The organism is Diaphorobacter sp. JS3050, assembly GCF_013154915.1.
Taxonomy (GTDB): domain Bacteria; phylum Pseudomonadota; class Gammaproteobacteria; order Burkholderiales; family Burkholderiaceae_C; genus Diaphorobacter; species Diaphorobacter nitroreducens.
Genome location: NZ_CP053553.1, coordinates 790753 through 812783 on the forward strand (window position 1 = coordinate 790753; position 22031 = coordinate 812783).

25 protein-coding genes and 2 pseudogenes are annotated in these 22031 nt (G+C 63.3%); 25 read left to right on the plus strand and 2 right to left on the minus strand.

Translation table 11 applies throughout. The features are described from left to right. Positions 1–10: 10 nt before the first annotated feature. From HND92_RS03915 to HND92_RS04000, 18 genes and pseudogenes are all read left to right on the plus strand, one after another. Positions 11–217 carry a hypothetical protein gene (locus HND92_RS03915; RefSeq protein WP_172206053.1) on the plus strand — a complete coding sequence of 69 codons (207 nt, stop codon included), beginning with the start codon at positions 11–13 and terminating at the stop codon, positions 215–217. A gap of 12 nt (positions 218–229) precedes the next feature. Beyond that, positions 230–790, plus strand: coding sequence for a hypothetical protein (locus HND92_RS03920; RefSeq protein WP_172206056.1), 561 nt, complete (start codon positions 230–232; stop codon positions 788–790). A 12-nt stretch (positions 791–802) separates the two neighbouring features. Further along, a complete protein-coding gene (locus HND92_RS03925; RefSeq protein WP_172206058.1) occupies positions 803–1114 on the plus strand; it encodes a hypothetical protein in 312 nt (103 codons plus the stop codon). Further along, entirely contained in the window at positions 1114–2526 is a 1413-nt protein-coding gene (locus HND92_RS03930; RefSeq protein WP_172206060.1) for a hypothetical protein, read from the plus strand. The genes HND92_RS03925 and HND92_RS03930 overlap by 1 nt, the downstream gene beginning before the upstream one ends. Beyond that, positions 2523–2972, plus strand: a complete 450-nt coding sequence (locus HND92_RS03935) for a hypothetical protein (protein ID WP_172206062.1) — start codon at positions 2523–2525, stop codon at positions 2970–2972. Before HND92_RS03930 ends, HND92_RS03935 begins: the two co-directional genes overlap by 4 nt. Then, positions 2972–3289: a hypothetical protein gene (locus HND92_RS03940; RefSeq protein ID WP_253940137.1), complete on the plus strand. Its 318-nt coding sequence runs from the start codon at positions 2972–2974 to the stop codon at positions 3287–3289. Before HND92_RS03935 ends, HND92_RS03940 begins: the two co-directional genes overlap by 1 nt. 70 nt (positions 3290–3359) lie before the next feature. Continuing rightward, on the plus strand, positions 3360–4550 hold the full coding sequence (locus HND92_RS03945; protein ID WP_172206064.1) for a phage tail sheath protein: 1191 nt from the start codon (positions 3360–3362) through the stop codon (positions 4548–4550). Next, complete coding sequence (locus tag HND92_RS03950; RefSeq protein ID WP_172206066.1) at positions 4550–5062, plus strand: phage major tail tube protein; 513 nt, start codon at positions 4550–4552, stop codon at positions 5060–5062. Before HND92_RS03945 ends, HND92_RS03950 begins: the two co-directional genes overlap by 1 nt. A 24-nt stretch (positions 5063–5086) precedes the next feature. Beyond that, positions 5087–5335, plus strand: coding sequence for a phage tail assembly protein (locus HND92_RS03955; protein ID WP_172206069.1), 249 nt, complete (start codon positions 5087–5089; stop codon positions 5333–5335). A gap of 671 nt (positions 5336–6006) precedes the next feature. Then, positions 6007–7059, plus strand: a pseudogene (locus HND92_RS19545) (phage tail tape measure protein); the annotation flags it as partial. A gap of 1763 nt (positions 7060–8822) precedes the next feature. Further along, positions 8823–9722: a phage tail protein gene (locus HND92_RS03965; RefSeq protein WP_172206073.1), complete on the plus strand. Its 900-nt coding sequence runs from the start codon at positions 8823–8825 to the stop codon at positions 9720–9722. Beyond that, positions 9719–9955: a tail protein X gene (locus HND92_RS03970; protein WP_172206075.1), complete on the plus strand. Its 237-nt coding sequence runs from the start codon at positions 9719–9721 to the stop codon at positions 9953–9955. The genes HND92_RS03965 and HND92_RS03970 overlap by 4 nt, the downstream gene beginning before the upstream one ends. Before the next feature lie 12 nt (positions 9956–9967). Further along, entirely contained in the window at positions 9968–11038 is a 1071-nt protein-coding gene (locus HND92_RS03975; RefSeq protein WP_172206077.1) for a phage late control D family protein, read from the plus strand. 9 nt (positions 11039–11047) lie between these two features. Continuing rightward, a complete protein-coding gene (locus HND92_RS03980; protein WP_172206078.1) occupies positions 11048–11377 on the plus strand; it encodes a phage holin family protein in 330 nt (109 codons plus the stop codon). Beyond that, positions 11374–11892 (plus strand): glycoside hydrolase family 108 protein, encoded by a 519-nt coding sequence (locus HND92_RS03985; protein WP_172206080.1) that lies wholly within the window; start codon positions 11374–11376, stop codon positions 11890–11892. The genes HND92_RS03980 and HND92_RS03985 overlap by 4 nt, the downstream gene beginning before the upstream one ends. Next, complete coding sequence (locus HND92_RS03990; protein ID WP_172206082.1) at positions 11889–12317, plus strand: holin family protein; 429 nt, start codon at positions 11889–11891, stop codon at positions 12315–12317. Before HND92_RS03985 ends, HND92_RS03990 begins: the two co-directional genes overlap by 4 nt. Positions 12318–12467: 150 nt before the next feature. Beyond that, complete coding sequence (locus tag HND92_RS03995; RefSeq protein WP_172206084.1) at positions 12468–13547, plus strand: helix-turn-helix domain-containing protein; 1080 nt, start codon at positions 12468–12470, stop codon at positions 13545–13547. Next, positions 13528–14037 carry a PIN domain-containing protein gene (locus HND92_RS04000; protein WP_172206086.1) on the plus strand — a complete coding sequence of 170 codons (510 nt, stop codon included), beginning with the start codon at positions 13528–13530 and terminating at the stop codon, positions 14035–14037. The genes HND92_RS03995 and HND92_RS04000 overlap by 20 nt, the downstream gene beginning before the upstream one ends. Here HND92_RS04000 and HND92_RS04005 read toward each other — a convergent pair whose 3' ends face one another. Further along, positions 14038–15246: a site-specific integrase gene (locus HND92_RS04005; RefSeq protein WP_172206088.1), complete on the minus strand. Its 1209-nt coding sequence runs from the start codon at positions 15244–15246 to the stop codon at positions 14038–14040. A 125-nt stretch (positions 15247–15371) separates the two neighbouring features. Between HND92_RS04005 and HND92_RS04010 the strand changes: the two genes are divergently transcribed. The 4 genes and pseudogenes from HND92_RS04010 to HND92_RS04025 all read left to right on the plus strand — a co-directional run bounded on the left by HND92_RS04010 (position 15372) and on the right by HND92_RS04025 (position 19461). Next, positions 15372–15623: a transcriptional regulator gene (locus tag HND92_RS04010; protein ID WP_172206090.1), complete on the plus strand. Its 252-nt coding sequence runs from the start codon at positions 15372–15374 to the stop codon at positions 15621–15623. Positions 15624–15931: 308 nt separating this feature from the next. Continuing rightward, positions 15932–17617, plus strand: coding sequence for a M10 family metallopeptidase C-terminal domain-containing protein (locus tag HND92_RS04015; protein WP_172206092.1), 1686 nt, complete (start codon positions 15932–15934; stop codon positions 17615–17617). 145 nt (positions 17618–17762) lie between these two features. Next, positions 17763–18179: pseudogene (locus HND92_RS04020) on the plus strand (class I SAM-dependent methyltransferase); the annotation flags it as partial. Positions 18180–18417: 238 nt separating this feature from the next. After that, on the plus strand, positions 18418–19461 hold the full coding sequence (locus HND92_RS04025; RefSeq protein WP_253940100.1) for a transposase: 1044 nt from the start codon (positions 18418–18420) through the stop codon (positions 19459–19461). 459 nt (positions 19462–19920) lie between these two features. Here HND92_RS04025 and HND92_RS04030 read toward each other — a convergent pair whose 3' ends face one another. Next, entirely contained in the window at positions 19921–20256 is a 336-nt protein-coding gene (locus HND92_RS04030) for a hypothetical protein (protein ID WP_172206094.1), read from the minus strand. An 80-nt stretch (positions 20257–20336) separates the two neighbouring features. Between HND92_RS04030 and HND92_RS04035 the strand changes: the two genes are divergently transcribed. From HND92_RS04035 to HND92_RS04045, 3 genes are read left to right on the plus strand one after another with little or no spacing between them, the layout of a single operon-like run. Next, a complete protein-coding gene (locus HND92_RS04035) occupies positions 20337–20573 on the plus strand; it encodes a DUF4160 domain-containing protein (protein ID WP_103738567.1) in 237 nt (78 codons plus the stop codon). Between the two features lie 16 nt (positions 20574–20589). Next, entirely contained in the window at positions 20590–20823 is a 234-nt protein-coding gene (locus tag HND92_RS04040) for a DUF2442 domain-containing protein (RefSeq protein WP_196996034.1), read from the plus strand. Next, a complete protein-coding gene (locus tag HND92_RS04045) occupies positions 20820–21932 on the plus strand; it encodes a transposase (protein WP_172206096.1) in 1113 nt (370 codons plus the stop codon). Before HND92_RS04040 ends, HND92_RS04045 begins: the two co-directional genes overlap by 4 nt. Positions 21933–22031 lie beyond the last annotated feature (99 nt).

Below are 22031 nucleotides of genomic sequence, written 5' to 3' on the forward strand. Positions count from 1 at the left end.
GGGGTGAGCGATGACCCAGGAGCGCACGCCGCGCGGCTACCCGCTGCCGCACCCCGAGCACCTGCTGTCTGAAGACGTCCTGAACCTGCGTGAGGCCATCACCCGCATCGATGCGGATGTGGCCACGCAGGAGGTGTCCACCCAGCAGGGGCAAGACCAACTCACCGAACGGCTGCACCGCCAGCAACTGCGGGTGTTTCACCAGTTCGGCTTTTAAGGAGCACACCCCATGGCCAAAGACCCCTTGCTGCGCGATGCGGTGCGCGCGATCAAAGCCAAGATCGAAACCGCCGCTGAGATCGCCACACCCGAAGAGCTGGCGTATCTCGGCACCGCCATCGACCGCATCGGTGGTCGCGCCACCGTCCTCGAGGTCGAGGAGATGGGCGACATCAAGATGGCGGAGATGTCGGCGCACGCCAACGCAGTGGAGTCGGCGACGCTCGACACCATCGCCACGGCCGCCGATGTGGCCATTGCCAACGTCACGGCCACCAAGACAGCGGCCGAGACCGCGATCACCGCCACCAAGACGGCAGCGGAATCCTCGGTCACCCAGACCAAGAACGCGGCCTTGGCCGTGATGGCGCAGACCGAGGCCAGCACGGTGGCCACCGTCAATGCCGCTGCCCAGACCGCGATCCAGCAATCGGCCAGTGCTCGCGACCAGGCGATTGCCGCCACGCAAAGCGCAGCCGATCAGGCGGTAGCCACAGCGCAAGCCGCTGCCAACAGCGTCACCCAGCAACTGGTGCTGGGGCGCAAGACCTTCTTCCTTGCCCAACTCTAAGGAGCCTCCTCGATGTCCATTCTGGGAACGGCGCTGCCAGCCGCCAACACGCTGGCAACCCTCTACGAAGTACCGACCGGCCGCCGCGCGGTGGTCAATGTCGCCGCCTGCAACAAGGGCACGGCGGCTGCCAAGGTGCGCGTGGCGCTCACCGCTTTGGCCACACCGGCCGAGAGCGAGTTCATTGAATTTGATGTGAGCCTTGCTGCCACCGAGGTGCTGGAGCGCACTGCGCTCTCCCTGGCTGCAGGACAGAAGATCGTGGTGCAGGCCAGCGCCGCCACGGTCAGCTTCAACGCCTGGGGCATCGAGGAGGTCGCGTAATGGGACGGTATCTATCCAATCCGCTCGGCCGCAGTGACCGCCCCGTGAGCGATGTGCGTTACGCCGTGTGCAACTTCGGGGGCAGCGGCGGCAGTTATTACCGGCTGCTCGATGGCGACTTCAAACCGGCGCGCCAGATCCCGAATCTTGCGCCCGCGATGGCGCCCATCTCGGTCAGTGCCTATGCCTCTTACGGCACCGTCCAGCCCTCCGGGTTGGGGATTTCGCTGGACCCAGTGTTTGCGCTGGGCGGGGCTTGGTCCGGGCCGGCCAACACCAGTGGAACCTCGACCTACTACGACGGTGCGCTGCAACAGGCCATCAACTTTGGCGGTGCCACTGCCGCGCCGAGCACCAGCAACAGCAATTACGACCACTACACCGGTCGATGCGGCGAGTTCGGTCACGACCGCTGGAACCTCGACAACCGTGGCGCGATCCTGCTGCCCCAGCGCAGCCCGACCTTCGGGGTGGAGACCAAGACCGAAGCGAACGATGCCTTCGTCAATGGCGATCTGGCCGACGGGAGCCTCACGCTGCTGCTTTGGAATGGACGCCTGTATCTCACCCGCCGCGCTGAGGTGGAAACGGTGGTGGTTTCCAACGGCGTCCGGGGCTGGATCAGCCGCTTCACCGTCCCAGGGTTGCCCAACGGCTACTTTGGCACGGCGTCCTACAACCGCACCCGCAACGAGCTCGTCATCCTGGGCGGCAGTTCCGCCACGTCCAGCAGCGGGATGTGGCTGCGGCTGTACCGCAATCTGCCGCCTTTGAGCGAGACCAGCAACCTGGAGGCGATCCTGTCGGCCATCACGCCGCTTGAGCTCACCCTCACCTGGTCGGACTGGACGCCGGCAGCCAATGCCGAAGCGGTCGGTGGGGCCACGCCGGTGCTCACCGACAACGGCGATGTCTACATCGGCTTCTTCAACGCCGGTACTGCGCTTTATGTGGTGCGCTTGCCGCGTACCGGGGACACCACCTTCGGTGCCCTGGTCAATGCCATTTCCTATGCCGTGACGACCAGCTATGGCCGGCACAATGCCCGGGGTTCCGGGATGCAGGTGATGCAGACCCGCGATGGCAGCACCGTGGCCTTCTACAGCCAGTATTACTACTACGGCGCGGGCCTGGGGGTCATCACCGTCAACAAGCGCTCGAGCAGCGCCCGGGTGATGTACGCCGACAGCAATACCTCGGACGGTCGCAGTCTGCTGCACTGGGGTGCGTCGGGTTTTGCGGTGGCGTTCAATGCGTCGAGCAGCTACAGCGCGGCCAGCAGCGGTGCGGTGTACGGCTACGACTGTGCGGTGCAAACCGCCTCCGTGTCCCCGCCGCAAATCGTGCTGCCCATTCCCAACGGCTACAACACCGGCGGCACCTATCCCTTCTACGTGGAGGTCAGTGTATGAGTGTCTATTTCGATATCCGCAACGATGCGGTGGCGGTGATTGAGACCGACGCACCCGAGACCGGCTGGATCAAATTGACCACCAAACAGTCGCGGCTGGCGGCCCGCTACCGGGTCGAGGCGGGCAAGGTGGTGGATGCCTATCCCGGCAAGACGGACGAGGAGGTGCTGGCGGCCATCGAGGCCACGCAGGCGGCACTGACCACCCCGCCGGCGGAGCCGACCCGGGTGATCACCAAGCTCGCCTTCATGAATCGCTTCACCATGGAGGAGTTGGCCGCGATCTACACCGCCGCCAAGACCGAGGTCATGGTCGAAGTGTTCCTCGACAAGTTGAAAATCGCTGAAGAGGTGAATCTGGCCGATGCCCAGACCATCGGTGGCCTGCAGGCGCTCGCCGCCAGCGGCCTCTTGACCGAGGCTCGGGTGCAGGAGGTGCTGCAGTGATGGCCGCAATCCAATATCGCCTGTCGATGCTCGGGCTGTGGGGGCTGTGCCAGATCGCGGCGGTGATCGCGTCTCTGTGGATGCTATTGGCCATCGTCACCGGTTCCCGCCGTGCCTGGACCCTGGCGGTCGCCCACGACCAACTGGCCAACGCGGCCTTCGGTGGCCACGAAGACGAGACGCTCTCCAGTCGCGCAGGGAAAGCAGCTCGAGAGGGCAACCGCTGGGCCTGTGTGCTGTGTCGGCTGCTGGATCGGCTCGATCCGAACCATTGCGAGAAGGCCATCGAGCCCGATGAGGGCAAGCCCATCGCCTGAGCCTGTCGCACTGCAACCACACATTCACCCGATCCGCCGCTGGCGGATTTTTTGTTTCTGGAGACCACCCATGGCAGATCACTTTCTTCACGGGGTCGAGGTCGTTGAAATCGACAACGGCCCGCGTCCCATTCGTACCGTCCGATCCTCGGTGATCGGCCTCGTTGGCACCGCCCCGGATGCGGATGAACAGCGATTTCCCTTGAACACCCCGGTGCTGATTGCCGGCTCTCGCCTGGAGGCGGCCAAACTGGGTGCCACCGGCACCTTGCCCATGGCCATCGATGGCATCTTCGATCAGGCCGGTGCGCTGGTGGTCGTGATCCGGGTGGCCGAAGGGGCGACGGATACCGAGACCCAGACGAATGTGCTCGGCGGTGTCGATGACGCCGGTCAGTACCTCGGCCTGCAGGCTTTGCTCGCTTCGCAGTCGGTGGCCAAGGTCACGCCGCGCATCCTGATCGCCCCGGGTTTTACGCACCAGCGCCCCACTGATCCCGATGACAACACCCGCCAGCTGGCGAACCCGGTGGTGGCGGAACTCTTGGGCATTGCCGAGCGCCTGCGCGCGGTGATCATCGCTGACGGCCCCAACACGACAGATGCTGCTGCAATCGACTACCGCGAGGACTGGGGTTCACCGCGCATCTACGTGGTCGATCCGCACGTCAAGGTGATGAAGAATGGGGCGGTGGTGACCGAACCGGTGTCGGCGCGTGTGGCTGGCCTGATTGCCAAGATCGACAACGACCGGGGTTTTTGGTGGAGCCCGTCGAATAATGTCATCAACGGCATCGTCGGCAGCCACCGTCCGGTGGACTTTGCACTCGGTGACCCGAATGCCCGGGCCAACCTGCTCAACGAGAACGAGGTGGCCACGATCATTCAGGAGGATGGCTACCGCTTGTGGGGCAACCGCACCTGTTCTTCGGACCCCAAGTGGGCCTTCCTCAGTGTGCGGCGCACCGCCGACATGATCAACGAGTCGCTGCTCAGAGCACACCTCTGGGCCGTGGATCGCAACATCACCAAGACCTACGTCGAGGAAGTCACCGAAGGCGTCAACGCCTACCTGCGCCAACTCAAATCCCAGGGCGCGATTCTCGGTGGCAAGTGCTGGGCCGACCCGGACCTCAATTCGCCCCAGTCCATCCAGGACGGGAAGATCTACTTCAACTTCGACTTCACCCCGCCGTACCCGGCTGAGCACATTATTTTCCGCTCGCACCTGGTCGATGACTATCTCGAGGAGATTCTGTAATGGCCATCGAACTGCCACGGGTTCTCAAGAACATGAACCTCTTTGTCGACGGTCGCGGCTACGCCGGACGCATCGACGAGATCCAACTGCCCAAACTCACCCTCAAAACCGAGGAGCACCGCGCCGGGGGTATGGATCTGCCGGTCGAGATCGACCTCGGTATGGAGAAGCTCGAAGCCGAGCTGACCATTGCCGACCACGACCCGGAAGTCTTCAAGCTCTTCGGACTGCTCGACAACGCCGCGACGCAAATCACCATCCGGGGTGCCATCCAGGCACAGGGGGCGGAAGCTAAGCCCGTCATCGTCAACCTGCGCGGTGGCTGGAAAGAGCTCGATGCCGGCACCTGGAAGCCTGGCGACAAAAGCACCCTCAAGGTCTCGGTGGCAGCCAGCTATTACAGGCTGACCATCGATGACGAAGAGCTGATCGAGATCGATGCCATCAACCTGGTCAGGAAGGTGGGTGGCACCGATCAGATGGAAGCCATTCGTGCGGCGATTGGGCTGTGATGAATGAACGATAAGGAGCCCACCATGAACACCCCCGAACGCATCACCCTGAACTTCCCCATCGAACACGACGGTCTGCCGATCAAGGAGATCGCTTTGCGCCGTCCCACGGTGGGCGACCACCTGGCCGCGCAGAAGGCGGCCGGCACCGACGCTGAGCGCGAGATCCGGCTGATCGCCAACCTGGCCGAGTTGCCGCCAGCGGCGATCCACCAGCTGGATATGAAGGACTACGCCCAGTTGCAGAAGGTGCTGGGCGGTTTTTTGCAGTGAATCCGGGTGAGCTGCCCGCCCTCGTGGTGGAGCTTGCCCTCTACACCCATTGGCCTCGATCCGAGTTGCTTGCCCTGGAGGTGAGTGAGTTGGTCGAGGCCTTGTCATTGGCGCGGCGGCTGTCTGCAACGCCATCTTCCTGAGGTTTGCCCATGGCCACCGCGCATCCCGTTCAAATCAGCATCGGTGCCACGCTGGCGGCCTCGCTCGGCTCGGCCGTGCGCGGTGCCCAGGCTCAGCTGAACCAGTTGGGCTCCACGATGGCCGAACTGGGCAACAAGCAGTCGGGCATCAAGCAGCTGGAGAGCCTGCGCAGCCAGGCCAAGGATGCGGCACTGGCCATGCGCGCGGCGCAGCAGAAAGTTTCCGGACTGGAAGCGAACATTGCCGGCCAGGATGGCGGTGCCACGGCCAAGCAGGCCAGAGAGTTGGAGCGCGCCCGTGCCGCAGCGACCCGAGCCGAGGAAGCCTACCGTCGCCAGCGGGCAGCCGTCGATGAACTCTCAGGGTCGCTGCAGCGCGCGGGCGTCAACACCCGCGCCATGGGCAGCGAGTCTGCGCGGCTCGGCAGCCAGCTGGAGACGCTTCGATCTCGCACCGAAGCCTTGAGCCGGGCGCAGCAGGCGCAGGCCAGGAATCTCGAGAACCGCAGTGCCTACCGCGCCCAGTTGATGGACGCGGTGGCCCTGGGCGGTGCGCTCTATGGCCTGGTGCAACCGGCGGTCCAGTTCGAGTCGGTGATGGCCGACGTCAAGAAGGTGGTGAACTTCGACACGCCGGATCAGTTCGGGCAGATGAGCAAGGATGTGCTCTTGCTGTCGACGCGCATTCCGATGGCCGCTGACGGCATCGGCGCCATCGTCGCGGCTGCAGGGCAAGCCGGCATCGCCCGCGAAGAGTTGCTGCGCTTTGCCGAGGACGCCGCCAAGATGGGGGTGGCATTTGACCTAACCGGTGAGCAGGCGGGTGCGGCCATGACAGGCCTGCGCTCGATCTTCGGCCTCACTCAGGACGAGGTGGTCAAACTCGGCGACGCCATCAACCATCTGTCCAACAACATGGATGCCAAGGCATCCGACCTGCTCAACATCGCCAACCGTGCAGGCTCGACCGCCAAGCTCTTCGGCCTGTCCGGGGCGCAGCTCAATGCCCTGGGCGCGACCTTCCTGGCACTCAAGACGCCCCCGGAGGTGGCGGCTACCGGCATCAATGCCTTGCTGATGAAGTTGGCCACCGCCGACAAGCAGAACGAGAAGTTCCAGCAGGGCTTGCAGGACATCGGGCTGTCGGCCGAGGTCATGAAGCAGATGATCCAGCGTGACGCCCAAGGAGCGCTGACCACCTTTCTGCAGCAGGTGAAGAAGGCCCCGGACCTGATGGGCACGCTGTCGGATCTCTTCGGCATGGAGTACGCCGACGATATCGCCAAGCTGGTGGGCTCGATGGAGACCTACGAGAAGGCGGTGGGTCTGGTCGCCGATCAAACGGCCTACGCTGGGTCAATGCAGAAGGAGTACGAGGCGCGCTCGGCCACCACCGCGAACAATCTGCAGCTCCTCAAGAACCAGATGAGCCGGCTGGGCATCACGGTGGGCAATGCGCTGCTGCCGGCCTTGAACAACTTGGTGGGCGCGTTGATGGGGCCTATCGATAGCCTGGCCCATCTCGCCGAACGGTTTCCTATCGTCACGCAAGTGGTGGTGGGCACCGTCGGTGCCGTGCTGGGCTTGAAGGTGGCCACCATCGCATTGGGCTATGCCTGGACCTTCGTGAAGGGGCCGATCCTCGGTGCGCAGGTGGCGTTTCAATCGGCGCGGGCCGGTCTGGCGTTGCTGCAAGTGCAGGCGGCAGCGACGGGCACCAGTGCGGGCATTCTGTCGCTGGCCTGGAGTCGGATGCAGACCGGAGCCCTCGGGCTGATCGCGCCGATCAAGTCGGCAGCGCAGGCCTTCTGGTCGATGCTGCCGGCCATTGGTGCCACCACGACTGCGCTCTTGACCAACCCGATCACCTGGATCGTCGCTGGCATCGGGGTCGCCGTCGCAGGCCTTGCCTTGGTGATCCGCAAATACTGGGACCCCATTGCTGCCTATGTCGGCGGAGTGTTTCAAGGCATCGGCTCGGCGCTGCAGCCGGCCATCACCAGTTTGACCACGGCGCTGGCGCCACTGGCACCCATCGGCCAGGCGGTGGCGTCGGTCTTCGGGGTTGTCGCCGATGCAGTCAGCGGCCTGGTCGGCTGGGTGAGCGAGTTGCTCGCGCCGGTGACGCTTTCCAAGGATGAATTCGACAGCCTCTCGGCATCGGGCCAGTCCCTCGGGATGGTGATCGGCAGCGTATTGAGCACCGCTTTGATGGCGCTGACGTTCCCGATTCGGGCCGTGGGCACCTTGGTGGGCTGGGTGATGGAAGGCTTTCGGTGGCTGCTGTCGTTCTCGCCGCTGACTGCGCTGCAAGCCGCCTGGCAACCGCTCTCGGGGTTCTTCGGCAGCCTGTGGGCCAGCGTGGTCAGCGGGGCGCAGTCGGCCTGGCAGCAACTGACGGCTGCGCTGAGCTCGCCCAATCCACTGCAGGCACTGCAGTCGGTGATCGGTTCGATGCTGACAGCGTTGCGTGATCTGCCAGGCCAGTTCATGGCGCTGGGCAGTGCGATGCTGCAAGGTCTTGCCCAAGGCGTGCGCAATGCTGCGCAGCAAGCCGTGGCCGCCGTGGGTGAGGTCGCCGCCGGGGTGCGCGACCGTTTCAAGGCGATGCTGGGCATCCACAGTCCGTCGCGGGTGTTTGCCACGCTGGGCAGTGCGCTGTCGCTCGGCTTGGCGCAAGGGGTGGCGGCGGCCGGGCCAGCGGTGGTGAATGAGGTCGGGCAACTGGCGCAGTCGCTGCAGGCCGTGCCGTTGTCGCTGGCCAGCCCGGAAGTGGTGCCACCGGAACCGGGTATGCCGGCGATGCAGTCGCCGTCGCTTGGTGCGGCTGTCATGCCAGCGCTGGTCATGCCGAGGGTGGCGCCTTCGTTTGTCTCGGCCGCGCCAGAACCTGAGCCCGCTGTACCGGTCGAGCAACCGGGTCTGCGGCTGCCCTCGCCGCAGCGTCCGTCGCTGGGCTTGGCGCTGCCTGCTCGGAGCGATGTACCCGTACCGGCGCTGCGACCGGTGAGGGAGGGCGCGCCTACACCGCAACTGCCATCGGTCAAAGATGAGCCTGGCGATGTGGTGGCTCCGGAGCGTGCCCAGCCAGTCCCGGTGAACGATCCAACTCGTGTGGCACCGTCCATGCCCGGGGCACCAGTGGCTCCAGGCGCCCCCACGATCCACTTCGCCCCGCAGATCACTATCCATGCACCTGCAGGCAGCGACCCGCAGGCCCTGGCCGATCTGCTCGAAGGCCGGTTACGCAGCCTGATCCGGGACGCTCTGCGCGGCTCCAGCGCGGCATTGCACGACTGATCTTCTTCTGCCCTGAGTTCCATTTCCTGTTGCGGAGGTTCGCCATGGCCGAACGCGTGATGTTGGCCCTGGGGCCGTTTCGTTTCGAGATGGGGCAAGCGACCTACCAGAGCCTGGCCATGAGCCAGTCCTGGCGCTGGCCCGAGCAGGCCCGTATCGGACGCGAACCCGCGCTGCAGTTCACGGGCCGCGAGCCTGCCGAGATCCGGCTGCAGGGCGTGCTGTTTCCGGGGTTCGATGCCGGCTTGGCACAAGTCGAAGAAATGCGCGAACTGGCCGACCGGGGCGAACCCCTGCAACTGGTCGATGGCCTTGGGCGGGTGTGGGGGTCGTGGGTGATCGTTGAAGTCGGTGACACCCGTAGCGTGCTGATGGACGACGGCCAGCCGCGCCGGGTGGGGTTCGACATGAAGCTCAAGGCCTACGGTGAGGACGAGACCGTCACAGACTACTCGGGTGGCTGGAGTCCGTTCGCCGTGCTTTCGGTCATCGATTCGGTGCTCACCGACCCCCTCGGCGCCGTCGATGACCTGCTCGGGTCCTTGCCCGGTCTGCTCAATGACCTGGGCAATGCCACTGAACTCACTTCCGTGGCCTCGATCCACACCGCCTTGAAGGAACTGCTCTCGAGCTTTGGTTCCAGTCTCAATGGCCTGCACAGCCAGCTGAGGTCGGCCGGGCTGACTATCCACGCGGTCGACCCGCTGGTGCAGCAGGTGATCACGGCGGCCAATGCCCCGCTGAGTTCATCTGCTGCACTGGACGCGCAGATCACCGCCTTGCTCGCCGCGATCAATGCGCTGTGGACCACCGCTGCCCAGATCCAGGCGCGCAGCGACCCGGTGCTCTACAGCCAGCGCCACAGCGAGATTGCCGGCGAGCTCATCGCCTTGCTGGAAAAAACCCGCACCGCCTTGGTCTGGTTGCAGGAGGCCTTGCCATGAGCCGCAAACCGTTCGACGCCCAAGTGCTCACCGCCCGCGAGGGCGAGATGCTCGATGCCCTGGTCTGGCGACACTACGGCCGCCTCGATGTGCTGCCGCTGGTGATCGAGGCCAACCGCCAATTGGCACGGCTGCCAGTGGGGCAGATGCTGCGTTTGCCTGCGGGCACGCCGGTATTTCTACCCGCACTTCATGACCAGCCGGTGCTGCCGCTGGTTCGGATCTGGTCGTAAGGAGTAGACGCGATGCAACCCACCTTCCTGATCCTTGCCGACCGTACCGATATCACCCGCGCCGTGGCCGACCGGCTGCTGGAGCTGGTCGTGACCGACGAAGCCGGTCTATCTTCCGATGCCCTTCGTCTGACGCTGGACGACCGACGGCGTGCGGATGGCGCCATCGCCCAACTGCCCAAGATCGGCACGGTGCTCGAAGTCTCGCTGTCTTATGCCGGCCGATCCTGGGTGGCGATGGGCCAATTCATCGTCGATGAGATCGAGATCCGCTCGCCTCCAGCGACGCTGTCGGTGTCGGCCAAAGCGGCCGACATGGTCGGACCGTTTCGCAGCCCGAAGACGCGTTCTTGGGAGGAGACCACGCTCGGGGGCTTGGTCAGCGTCATCGCGGCTGAACACCGCTACCAGGCCAAGATCGATCCCGAACTGGGCGCCATCGCCGTCCCGCATCTGGACCAGACCGCCGAGTCGGACATGGCGTTGCTCACCCGTCTGGCCGCCAAACACGATGCAGTGGCCAAACCCGTGGCGGGATTTCTGGTGCTCGCCCGCCAGGGCGCGGCCAAGACTGTCACCGGTCAGGTGCTGCCGACGTTGCGGCTCGAACCTGAGCAGCTCGCCCAGTGGCGCTACCAGCACAGTGCCCGCAAGCCGGCGGGCACCGGCAGCGCCCAGGGAGAAAACGGTCAGTCGCCGCCGCAGGTCAGCACCGGCGGCACCAAGGCGTACTGGTGGGATTTCGAGAAAGGCGAGCGCCGGGAGGTGACCACCGGATCGCCACCATTCGAGGAAATCCGCTACGTCCATGCCACCGAAGCGGAAGCGAAGGCGGCAGCGGCGACGCGCAAGAACACCGGCGAGCGGGGACAAGGCGAGCTGTCGTTCAGCCTGCCGGGCGATCCAAGGCTGGCGGCTGAAGGCAGGCTGTCCATCAATCTGCGCCCGGGTATCCCCACGGACTGGCGCATCAAGCGCGTCGAGCACCGCCTGGGCAACCAGGGCTACACGACGCAGGTCGAGTGCGAGCGCTTCACCGCCGCCCCCGTTCCCATCACAGCAATTGAACAACAGAACGAATAAGGAGCCCGTATGCCCGAAAAAGATCCTTCGACCTACGGCTTGATCACCTACCTGTGGGTGACGGGTCTGGCCGCCTGGGGTGGCCTGGTAAGTTTCTACCGCAAGGTCAAATCTGGCGAGACCCGCGTCTTCAATGTGGTTGAGCTCATCGGTGAGATCGCCACCTCGGCCTTCGCAGGCCTCATCACCTTCTGGCTGTGCGAGGCCGCGCAGCTCGATCCCCTCGTCACGGCAGCACTGGTGGGCGTCTCGGGCCACATGGGCAGCCGGGCGCTGTACCAGTTTGAGCGCTGGGCGCAGACGCGCCTCGGCAATCCCACCAGCAAGGAGCGGCCATGAACGCCATCGAACAGATTCTGGATGACATCCTGCGCCGCGAAGGCGGCTACGTGAATCACCCGGCCGACCGGGGCGGGCCGACGAACTTCGGCATCACGGCGCAGACGCTGGGCAGCTGGCGCCAGCTCGGTCGTCCGGCAATGGCCACTGAAGTGCAGGCGCTGACTGAGGCCGAAGCCCGTGCCATCTACCGCCAAAAGTACATCACTGCTCCGGGGTTCGAAGCCGTCACGCATCCAGCGCTGCTGCATCTGCTGGTCGATGCCGGCGTGCATTCCGGGCCGAAGCGCGCAGTGCAGTGGTTGCAGTCGGCGCTCGGTGTCATGGCCGATGGCGTGATCGGTCCCCAGACCCGCGCCGCACTGGCTGCCGCCGACCAAGGTGTGCTCTACGGCAAGGTGCTGGGCCAGCGCCTGCGTCACCTCGGGCGGCTGATCACGAACGACCCCAAGCAGTCGGCGTTCGCCGCTGGCTGGATGAACCGGATGGCAGAGTTCGTGGAGGGCACGGCATGACCCCGATCCTCACCACCTTGGCCCCGGGCCTGCTGGAAGCTGGCAGTCGGCTGATCGACCGCCTGGTACCGGACCCCACCGAGCGGGAAAAAGCCAAGCTCGCGCTGCTGCAGGCCGAAGGGCAGCTGGCACTGCAGGAGATGCAGACCAGCCTGTCGGCAATTCTGGCTGAAGCCAACTCGCAGGACCCCTGGACCAGCCGGGCACGGCCGACGTTTTTGTACGTGATCTACGGCGTGATTCTGCTGTGCGTGATGGGCGCCATCATCGGCATCTGGTGGCCGACGCACGTCTTCCAGGCAGCGGAGAACCTGAACAAACTGCTGGGTGCGGTGCCCGAGAGCCTGTGGTGGCTGTTTGGTGCGGGCTACCTGGGCTATACGGGTGCGCGCAGCTTTGACAAGTGGCGTGGACCGGCACGGTAGCGCACGACCACCTGAAACGACGATCCCCCGATCTCACTGCCTTTACGGGTGGTGGGGTCGGGGGATTTTTTCGTTTGGCGTTTCTCCTTCACCGAGGTTTAAAAACTTGGTAAAATCGTTTACTTTTTAAACCAAGCCCAAGGAGACGTCATGATTGCAGATCGCATTCGTCAAGCACGACTGGCGGCAGGTTTGACGTTGGGTGCTTTGGGCGAAAAAATCGGTGTGTCGCACACCGCCATCCAGAAATACGAGAAGGGTCTGCTGACGCCATCCTCGTCGCAGCTGCTCAAGCTGGCGCGTGCCTGCGGCATTCGCACCGAGTATTTTTTCCGCACGCACACGGTAGAGCTGCTCCAGCCGGAGTTCCGCAAACTCTCCTCCTTTGGCAAGACGGCACAGGATGCGCTCAAGCTCAAGGTGGTGGAGTTGGTGGAAAAGCGTGTCGAGTTGCTCGGTGCCTTTCCGGAATCGCCCCTGCTGGCGTTCGCACCGCCCGAAGGCCTGCCTGAACGCATCGAGTCGCTCGATGAGATCGAGGCCTTCTCGGATCGAGTGCGCAATGCCTGGCAACTGGGCATGAACCCCATCGCTGATCTCACCGACACCCTCGAAGCGGTTGGGTTGCTGGTCATCGTGGTCGACGAAGAAAACCCCAAGTTCTCGGGATTGACCGCGAAGGCGCGTACCGACGATGGTCGCGAGTATCCCGTGGTGGCCGTGTCCAAGCTCTGGCCCGGAGACAGGCAGCGCTTCACCCTGGCCCACGAGTTGGGGCATCTGATGCTCGAGGGGCGGCTCGCTGACGGCCTTGACGAGGAGAAGGCGTGTAACCGATTCGCTGGTGCTTTCTTGGCCCCGCGTGTGGCGGTGATTCACCTGCTGGGGCAACAGCGTCACGCGCTGGAATGGCAAGAGCTGTATGTGCTCAAGCACGAGTTCGGGCTGTCGATGGCCGGATGGCTGCAGCGGGCCAAGCAGTGTGGCGTGATTACCGACGCGTTCCACCTGTCGATGGTCAAACGATTTTCTACCAAGGGCTGGCGCAAGAACGAGCCCGGTGATCCGTTGCCGAAGGAGCATCCACGACTTTTCGATCAGTTGGTCTACCGCGCCTTGGCCGAGCAATACATCTCTGAAGGCAAGGCCGCAGAACTCTTGGGCATCCCGATGATGCGCTTCCACAAAGAACGCCAGCTGGAGTCGTCGGATGCGGTTGCTTATCAGTGATGCCAACATCTTGATTGACATGGAGGCCGGGGCGTTGATGGAAACGCTGTTCCGGCTTCCGATGCAGTTCGGCATTCCTGATCTGCTGTACTACGAAGAGATCGAAGAGGGCAGTCCGGGGCTTGAGCAGATGGGTTTGCAGATCATGGAGGTCAGCGGTGACTTCGTGAAATACGCCGCCCTGCTGCCCGGTCAGTACAACCCGACGCTGCCTGCCAAGAACGGCGCCAAGCCCAGTCACAACGATTACCTGGCGCTGGCACTGGCGAAACAAGAATCCTGCACGCTACTGACAGGTGATGCCAACTTGCGCATCGTGGCCATCAAGGAGTCGGTCACGGTCATGGGCACCATCGGTCTGCTGTGCGCCATGGTCGAAAACCAGCTGCTGACTGTGGACGATGCGCTCAAGGCCTTGCACAAAATGAAAGAGGGCAAGCGTCGCTTGCCCTGGCCTGATGCAGAAAAGATGCTCGAGGCGTTGCGCTGATTACACCGTGGCTACCGCAGCCTGATTCGCCGCCGTCACCACCGGCCTCCGCCCCACCACATTCCCCACCACGTTGACCGCCTCGAGCATCGCCTGCGGCGACAGGTGCGCGTAGCGCATCGTCACCTTCGGATCGTGGTGACCCAGCAGTTTCTGCACCTCGTACAGCGACCGCCCGGCATTGACCAGGAAACTCGCGTAGCTGTGGCGCAGGTCGTGCAGCCGCACCTCGCCCAAGCCCACCTTCTTCCTGATCGAGTCCCAGGCGTAGAAGATCGACACCGGTGGCTTCTTGGTCCTGGGGTTGAAGAACACCCAGGGGATGTCCTCCTGCCGGGGCAGCGACTGCAGCAACTCGATGGCCGCGTCCGACAGGGGAATGTGGCGCGGCTTCTTCGACTTCGACCGTGCCGCCGGCACCGTCAGTATCCGGCGGCTGAAGTCGATCTCGTCCCACCGGGCGTCCAGGACCTCTCGCTTGCGAGCACCGGTGTAGAGCAGCAGCCGGATCACCTGGCCCACCTGCACATTGCGGTTGGTGTCCAGCTCATCAAACAGTCGTTGCACCTCCTCGGTCGTCAGGTAACGCTCCCGCGCCCCGTGATCCTCAAAGGGCTCCACGCCATCGCAAGGATTGCCCTTGGGCGGCAAGATGTCCCAGCGGATCGCGCAGTTGTAGATGAACTTCATCAGCACGATCATCCGGTTGCAGGTGCCGGCCGCGTAACCCTTCTCGAACACCGCGTGGTGGAACGCCACCACATCGGAGCGGGTGATCCGGTTCATCCGGAAATCGGCAAACACCGGCAGCAGGTGATTGCGCAACATCGTCTCATCCGTTTCCCAGCTGCGCTTCCTCGTTTTGGCGTAGGGCAGATACCGCTCGGCCACGAAATCCCCGAAGGTCGGCACATCCTTGAAGCGATGGCTCTCCACCTTGGGGTCACCACCCTCGGTCACCATCTGCTTCATCTTGTGCGCCTTGGCCCGGGCGTCCGACACCGAAATCTCATCGGCCCGGCCAATCCGGTTCAGTCGCACCTTGCCGGCCGCATCGCGGTAGCGGAAGTAGAAGGTTGCTCCGCCACTGGCCCGGTGCTCCAGCAAGAAGCCCTTGATCTCCGTATCGAAGTAACTCACGGCCCCGGAGGCAGGCTCGCGACCTGGCAGCGTGGCCAGGAATTCGGTCGTCAACGCTTGTGCTGGCATCGTCGTGCTCCTCTATCTATTGAGGGTCATACTACGATACAATGCGCCGGAAAGGACATAAAAAGCGTCTAATCAAACAGAAATATTCACCTACCAAGACCGAAAAAAAAAGGAAGGAGTCGACCATGATCGACGGAAGACAGATCCGCGCCGCGCGCGCGATGCTGGGCTGGAGCCGGGAGGACCTGCTCCAGGCCTCGGGCATCTCGATGTCGGCGCTGCTGCGCATGGAAGGGGCGCTGGCCGACAGCCGCAGCTCAACACTCAACAAGGTGGTCAAGGCACTGAGCCTGGCTGGCATCGAATTCGTCACGCGTGATGACGGGGCGATTGGCGTCATTCTCAAGGCACAAAACCCGCCTGATGGGCCACAATGAGCACAGCATCCCGAGCCACCCAAAAGGCACAAAGGCCACCTGATGAGACACATTGGGTGGCCTTTGCACTAGATGGCTTCGGTTGGTAGGTAGTTGGTACGTCGGATTGGCTGCAAATTGCGTCTATATAGATAGGTGATGCGGCTAAGCCTTTGAAAAGACAAAGGAAATATCCTATCAGACTGAAAATATGCCTTTTGCGGTAGGAAAGTGGTCGGAAGTGGGCGTTTTGGGAGCTTCAAAACGCGCGTAAGTCTTTGACTTATAAAGGGATTGGTGAGTACCGGGCTATTATGCTCACTGCAGGTGTGGACAACATCGTTGGTACTGCTGGCAACGACACCATCATTGGCGACAACACCCAAACCGGCAATGCTGGCGCTGGCGACCAAATCGACGGCGGTGCAGGTACCGACACCTTCAAGCTGTACATCGGTACCGCTACGAAGGTGGAAGAGACCGTTTTGCCGACCCTGAAGAACGTGGAAAACGTCTATATCAAGGGCGGTACCGTGACGGCAGCAGCCACTGTGGATATCTCCACGCTGGCAGGCGTGACGTCGGTTGAGTTGGACGGTGCCGCTCTCGGCGCTACTGCCACTATCAAGACCACCGCTGCTCAAGAAGTCAAGCTGTCCAATTCGGCAGCAACGACCACTGTGACGCTGGACGGTGCTCAGAAGGCAACCGTGGCCAACGTCACGAAGGCTACCCTGGACGTCAAGTCGGCAACCGCCACTGGCTTCACCCTGGCTGCAACCGGTTCGGCTGCTAGCGACGTGACTCTGACGAACAACGGTACCAAGCTTACCTCGCTGACCATCTCCGGCGACAAGGCCGTGACCGTGTCCGAAGCCATCGCTGCCATCAAGACGGTGGATGCTTCGGCCAATTCCGCTGGTGTGACGCTGAAGTACACCGGTGCTGCCAACGACCTGACGGTCAAGGGTGGCGCTGGCAATGACCGTTTTGAAATCGCCAATTTCGACGCCAAAGATGTGGTGGACGGCGGCGCTGGTAAGGATACGCTGGCTATCGCTCTGACCGACGCTACCGCTTTCACCAAGGCTGCCGCAGTGACCAATGTGGAAGTACTGGCAGTGACCGGTGATATCGCCGCAGCAGCAACGCTGAACGCTGACTACTTTGGCGTGAACAGCTTTGAGGTCGTTGGAAAGATTGGTGCCAATCTGACGCTGTCTAATCTGGCCAACAATGGCACCGTTCAGTTGGACGGCGCCTCCACGGCTGCCGCTACCGTGACCGTGGACGTGAAGGGTGCTATCGCCGGTACGGCCGACGTGCTGAACCTGACGACCGACAAGGATGGCGCTGACTTGGCGACCTCCAAAGTGACGGTTCTGGCCAATGGCGTGGAAGCTGTGAACATCGCTTCTTCTTCGGAAACTGGCGCTGGTGCATTCAAGCTCGACACTCTGACGAGTGCGCAGCTGAAGACCATCACCATCACCGGTGTGGGCGACGTTTCGGTGGCTACGGTGAGCGCTGCTGCTCTGTCGAGCATCGACGCTTCGGCCGCTAAGGGTGCCGTGTCGATCTCTGCTGCGAACAGCACCGCTGCTGTGACCTTCAAGGGCGGCGAAGCTGTGGACACCTACGCCGCTTCGAACAAGGGCGACACCATCTTCGGCAGCAAAGGCGCTGACCAGATCACTCTGGGTACGGGTGCTGACAAGCTGGTTTTCACTGTTGCCGAGCAATCGAACGCAGCAGCTAAGGACTCCGTTGGTGGTTTCAACGTGAATGCCGACTTGGTCCAGTTCGCAGCTTCGCTGCAAACCGGCTCGGCTGTGTTCACCGGCACGACGGCTTTCTCGGCAACCGCTGGCAAAACCCAAATCGGCTTCACCGATGCTGTTAATACCAACGATCTGCAAGTTGACTTCGATGGCAACGGCACGGTGGACTTTGTTGTGACGCTGACTGGCGTGACCGCTGCCGACTTCGGCGCTGCTAACTTTGTCTTCGCCTAATCTCTCAGAGACAAGCACCTGCCGCAGGTAGGTGCTTGAGGTGAAAGCCTCATGACCCCATCCTTCGCAAGAGGGGTGGGGTTTTTTCTGAGTGCGTCAGAGAAATGGTGTGCTCACAAAAGACCCCCAGATAAAAGGACAAGCAATGACAGACTGGACCGCCGGCTACGTAGCCGACATTGGCTACACCTTTGGCTACTACACCGAACTCAACCCTCTGCGGGTCAAACTCGCTTTCCTGAACAACGGCCTGGTCTGCCCCGAGTTCGGCACCGCCTGTGAACTGGGCTTTGGCCAGGGCGTCAGCACCAACCTGCATGCGGCGGCCAGCATCACCCAATGGAGCGGCACCGACTTCAACCCCGCCCAGGCAGGTTTTGCCAAGGAACTGGCATCCGTCTCCGGCAACCAGGCCAAACTCTACGACCAAGCCTTCGCCGAGTTTGCCGACCGCGCTGACCTGCCAGACTTTGACTACATCGGCCTGCACGGCATCTGGAGCTGGATCAGCGATGAGAACCGCGCGGTCATCGTCGATTTCATCCGGCGCAAGCTCAAAGTGTGAATTGTGAATAAAAGGACACCCACTTTAGTTGCCTAAATAATCAGCACGCCCTACACTCACCCCATGACCCGCCCCCGCTGCGCCCTCGTTTCCCTGGCCGATACGCCCTGAATAAAAGGACACCCACTTTAGTTGCCTAAATAATCAGCACGCCCTACACTCACCCCATGACCCGCCCCGCTGCGCCCTCGTTTCCCTGGCCGATACGCCCTGGTACCACGTTGTCAACCGCTGCGTGCGCCGCGCCTTCCTGTGCGGGCACGACGCGCACTCCGGTCAGGACTTTGAACACCGCCGTGGCTGGGTGGAAACGCGCATCCGTGAATTGGCCTCGGTCTTTGCCATCGACGTGGCAGCCTACGCCGTCATGAGCAACCACTACCACGTCGTGCTGCGCGTGGATGCAGCACGTGCCCGCGGCTGGAGCGATGAAGAGGTGCTGCGCCGCTGGACGCAGCTCTTCACCGGCCCCTTGCTGGTGCAGCAGTTCCTGCAGCCGCCGCAGCGCGCCCTGATGGGCCAGGCGCAACTCGAGCAGGTGCAAGCACTGGCGGACACCTACCGCGCCCGTCTGTTTGAACTGTCGTGGTTCATGCGCGTGCTCAACGAGTCGATTGCGCGCCAGGCCAATGCCGAAGACGGCGTGAAAGGCCGCTTTTGGGAGGGGCGCTTCAAGAGCCAGGCGCTGCTGGACGAGCAGGCCCTGCTGTCGGCCATGACCTATGTGGACTTGAACCCGGTGCGCGCCGGCATGGCCGAGAGCCTGGAGGACAGCGCCCACACGGCCATCGCCGCCCGCCTGGCCGAGCTGCGGGGCCAGCCCTTTGTGCCGGTGCAGGCGCCGCAGGCGCCTCTGCAGGCTGCGCAGCACAGCAGCGCGCCTGGCGCCGCTGCGCCTCTGCCCCACTTGCTGCCCGAGCAGGCCCTGGCCTGCCTGCCCGAGGCACCGCTGATGCCGTTCGACCCTACCGGCAGGTTTGCCCAGGCAGTACCGTTCGGGCTGCAGGAATACCTGGACTTGGTGGACACCGTGGGCCGCGTGGTTCACCCCACAAAGCGTGGCACCATTGCCCACCATGTGCCGCCCTTGCTGCAGCGCCTGGGCATGGACACCGAGGCGTTCATTGCCTGCGCCGATACCTTTTTTCGCTCCTTTGCCAACGCGGTGGGCACGCCGGCCAGTTTGGCTCAACTGGCTGCCCGGCGCCAGGCACGCGCCCTGCGCGGCATGGCCACCGCCCGCCAAATGCTGTCCCCCAGACCAGAACGCGTGGCTTGAAGCCAAATAGGCCTCCAGCGCTTATGCAGCAAGCGCTGGCAGCTATCAAAATCATTCTTCCGAGGGGCTCACAAAAGGCCCCCTCACCTTCATTGCCACAGCAGAAAGCCGCTCCAGTTTCAATGCAGGGCTGCGAGGGCTGCCTCGGGGGCTTTGTCGAGCACCTTAAGCAGTGCCTTGGCTGCACCCGTACACACCTGCCTGCTACCCACACGCCCATCGACAGGCACATCCGGGCATTTGCTCCCGGCGGCCGTGTCCGTGTCGCCCAAACTCGTTCTGTCCTGTGTCTCGAATGGGGTCGAAGCAGGCATTGCAGCCTGCAGCGCCCCGTTACAGCCGCACCAGCGCAACTACGCGCATGCGGCTATCGCAGTCTGATCCCGATTGGCGACGGAATCGTGAGGCTTTCCAGCCTCGAAGTCTCGATGCAGCGGGGGTGGCAGCCCCGCGCACGGTTCAGTGGCAGGTTCTGTCACCCCTTGTGTTGGCAGCACACGAGGTCTGCGCTGTATAGCGACGGCGCAGCTGCGACAGTCGCAGCTGGCCGCTGGCCAGGCGCTGCACGTACAGCACGCGCGGCAGCGCCAGGACGGCTTGGCCCGGCATGCGCCGCTGGTGTTCGGCGCGCGCCAGTTGCTGCAGTTTCTTGACCTGCACACGGCAGCCAGCAAAACCGGGGGTGCGCGCAAGGCGCTGCACCTGCCCTGGCAGCAGCCAGGGGCTGCGCCGGGCGGTGTCAATCAGATGGGCGCGCCAGCCTTGGTAAGCCCCTTCAATACAAAGGACACCCACTTTAGTTGCCTCAATCCGTAGCACTGCCTACACTGAGGCCGCATGCCCCGCTCCCGCTAACCCTGCTGGCCAAACAACATATGCCAACAATTTTGAGAGTGGATGGATTTCGGTTCTATTTTTATAGCCACGAGCCGAACGAGCCGCCCCATGTGCATATCGACAAGGATGCAGCGACCGCCAAAGTGTGGTTACATGATGCGGCGGTTGCACGCAGCATGGGTTTCTCTGCACAAGATTTAAGCAAGATTCAACGGATGGTGAAAATTCACCAATCTTCTTTAAAGGAGGCATGGAATGCATTCTTTGGCACCTGAAACAGACGTGCGCGCAATGCATGTGGTCGTAGAAGATGCGCGTTTGGTGGTCGATTTGATGGACGGGCGCACGATTGCGGTGCCGTTGGTCTGGTACCCCAGATTGGCCAACGCCACGCCCCAGCAACGCAGCCATTGGGAGCTGGCTGGTGGGGGCTATGGCATCCATTGGCCTGATATTGACGAAGATTTGAGCACCGAGGGGCTGCTGCGCGGCGCCCGGGCGCCTCAGGTGGGCTTGAAGCCATGACCCGCCCACGTTCTAGCCTGATTTCGCTGGCCGACACGCCCTGGTACCACGTCGTCAACCGCTGCGTGCGCCGCGCATTTTTGTGCGGACATGATGCCGCCACGGGCGGCAACTTTGACCACCGCCGGGGCTGGATAGAAACGCGCATCCGCGAGCTGGCCTCGGTCTTCACCATCGACGTGGCAGCCTACGCCGTCATGAGCAACCACTACCACGTCGTGCTGCGCGTGGATGCAGCACGTGCCCGCGGCTGGAGCGATGAAGAGGTGCTGCGCCGCTGGACGCAGCTCTTCACCGGCCCCTTGCTGGTGCAGCAGTTCCTGCAGCCGCCGCAGCGCGCCCTGATGGGCCAGGCGCAACTCGAGCAGGTGCAAGCACTGGCGGACACCTACCGCGCCCGTCTGTTTGAACTGTCGTGGTTCATGCGCGTGCTCAACGAGTCGATTGCGCGCCAGGCCAATGCCGAAGACGGCGTGAAAGGCCGCTTTTGGGAGGGGCGCTTCAAGAGCCAGGCGCTGCTGGACGAGCAGGCCCTGCTGTCGGCCATGACCTATGTGGACTTGAACCCGGTGCGCGCCGGCATGGCCGAGAGCCTGGAGGACAGCGCCCACACGGCCATCGCCGCCCGCCTGGCCGAGCTGCGGGGCCAGCCCTTTGTGCCGGTGCAGGCGCCGCAGGCGCCTCTGCAGGCTGCGCAGCACAGCAGCGCGCCTGGCGCCGCTGCGCCTCTGCCCCACTTGCTGCCCGAGCAGGCCCTGGCCTGCCTGCCCGAGGCACCGCTGATGCCGTTCGACCCTACCGGCAGGTTTGCCCAGGCAGTACCGTTCGGGCTGCAGGAATACCTGGACTTGGTGGACACCGTGGGCCGCGTGGTTCACCCCACAAAGCGTGGCACCATTGCCCACCATGTGCCGCCCTTGCTGCAGCGCCTGGGCATGGACACCGAGGCGTTCATTGCCTGCGCCGATACCTTTTTTCGCTCCTTTGCCAACGCGGTGGGCACGCCGGCCAGTTTGGCTCAACTGGCTGCCCGGCGCCAGGCACGCGCCCTGCGCGGCATGGCCACCGCCCGCCAAATGCTGTCCCCCAGACCAGAACGCGTGGCTTGAAGCCAAATAGGCCTCCAGCGCTTATGCAGCAAGCGCTGGCAGCTATCAAAATCATTCTTCCGAGGGGCTCACAAAAGGCCCCCTCACCTTCATTGCCAC

Excerpts from the sequence above, each read along its gene's own strand:
- HND92_RS03990 (WP_172206082.1), top strand. The coding sequence starts at position 11,889 with ATGACCCCGATCCTCACCACCTTGGCCCCGGGCCTGCTGGAAGCTGGC.
- HND92_RS04010 (WP_172206090.1), top strand. The coding sequence starts at position 15,372 with ATGATCGACGGAAGACAGATCCGCGCCGCGCGCGCGATGCTGGGCTGG.
- HND92_RS04045 (WP_172206096.1), top strand. The coding sequence starts at position 20,820 with ATGACCCGCCCACGTTCTAGCCTGATTTCGCTGGCCGACACGCCCTGG.
- HND92_RS03975 (WP_172206077.1), top strand. The coding sequence starts at position 9,968 with ATGCAACCCACCTTCCTGATCCTTGCCGACCGTACCGATATCACCCGC.
- HND92_RS03970 (WP_172206075.1), top strand. The coding sequence starts at position 9,719 with ATGAGCCGCAAACCGTTCGACGCCCAAGTGCTCACCGCCCGCGAGGGC.
- HND92_RS03945 (WP_172206064.1), top strand. The coding sequence starts at position 3,360 with ATGGCAGATCACTTTCTTCACGGGGTCGAGGTCGTTGAAATCGACAAC.
- HND92_RS03980 (WP_172206078.1), top strand. The coding sequence starts at position 11,048 with ATGCCCGAAAAAGATCCTTCGACCTACGGCTTGATCACCTACCTGTGG.
- HND92_RS04035 (WP_103738567.1), top strand. The coding sequence starts at position 20,337 with ATGCCAACAATTTTGAGAGTGGATGGATTTCGGTTCTATTTTTATAGC.
- HND92_RS03950 (WP_172206066.1), top strand. The coding sequence starts at position 4,550 with ATGGCCATCGAACTGCCACGGGTTCTCAAGAACATGAACCTCTTTGTC.
- HND92_RS03940 (WP_253940137.1), top strand. The coding sequence starts at position 2,972 with ATGGCCGCAATCCAATATCGCCTGTCGATGCTCGGGCTGTGGGGGCTG.
- HND92_RS04040 (WP_196996034.1), top strand. The coding sequence starts at position 20,590 with ATGCATGTGGTCGTAGAAGATGCGCGTTTGGTGGTCGATTTGATGGAC.
- HND92_RS03985 (WP_172206080.1), top strand. The coding sequence starts at position 11,374 with ATGAACGCCATCGAACAGATTCTGGATGACATCCTGCGCCGCGAAGGC.
- HND92_RS04000 (WP_172206086.1), top strand. The coding sequence starts at position 13,528 with ATGCGGTTGCTTATCAGTGATGCCAACATCTTGATTGACATGGAGGCC.
- HND92_RS03925 (WP_172206058.1), top strand. The coding sequence starts at position 803 with ATGTCCATTCTGGGAACGGCGCTGCCAGCCGCCAACACGCTGGCAACC.
- HND92_RS03955 (WP_172206069.1), top strand. The coding sequence starts at position 5,087 with ATGAACACCCCCGAACGCATCACCCTGAACTTCCCCATCGAACACGAC.
- HND92_RS03930 (WP_172206060.1), top strand. The coding sequence starts at position 1,114 with ATGGGACGGTATCTATCCAATCCGCTCGGCCGCAGTGACCGCCCCGTG.
- HND92_RS03920 (WP_172206056.1), top strand. The coding sequence starts at position 230 with ATGGCCAAAGACCCCTTGCTGCGCGATGCGGTGCGCGCGATCAAAGCC.
- HND92_RS03995 (WP_172206084.1), top strand. The coding sequence starts at position 12,468 with ATGATTGCAGATCGCATTCGTCAAGCACGACTGGCGGCAGGTTTGACG.
- HND92_RS04005 (WP_172206088.1), bottom strand. The coding sequence starts at position 15,246 with ATGCCAGCACAAGCGTTGACGACCGAATTCCTGGCCACGCTGCCAGGT.
- HND92_RS03965 (WP_172206073.1), top strand. The coding sequence starts at position 8,823 with ATGGCCGAACGCGTGATGTTGGCCCTGGGGCCGTTTCGTTTCGAGATG.
- HND92_RS03935 (WP_172206062.1), top strand. The coding sequence starts at position 2,523 with ATGAGTGTCTATTTCGATATCCGCAACGATGCGGTGGCGGTGATTGAG.
- HND92_RS03915 (WP_172206053.1), top strand. The coding sequence starts at position 11 with ATGACCCAGGAGCGCACGCCGCGCGGCTACCCGCTGCCGCACCCCGAG.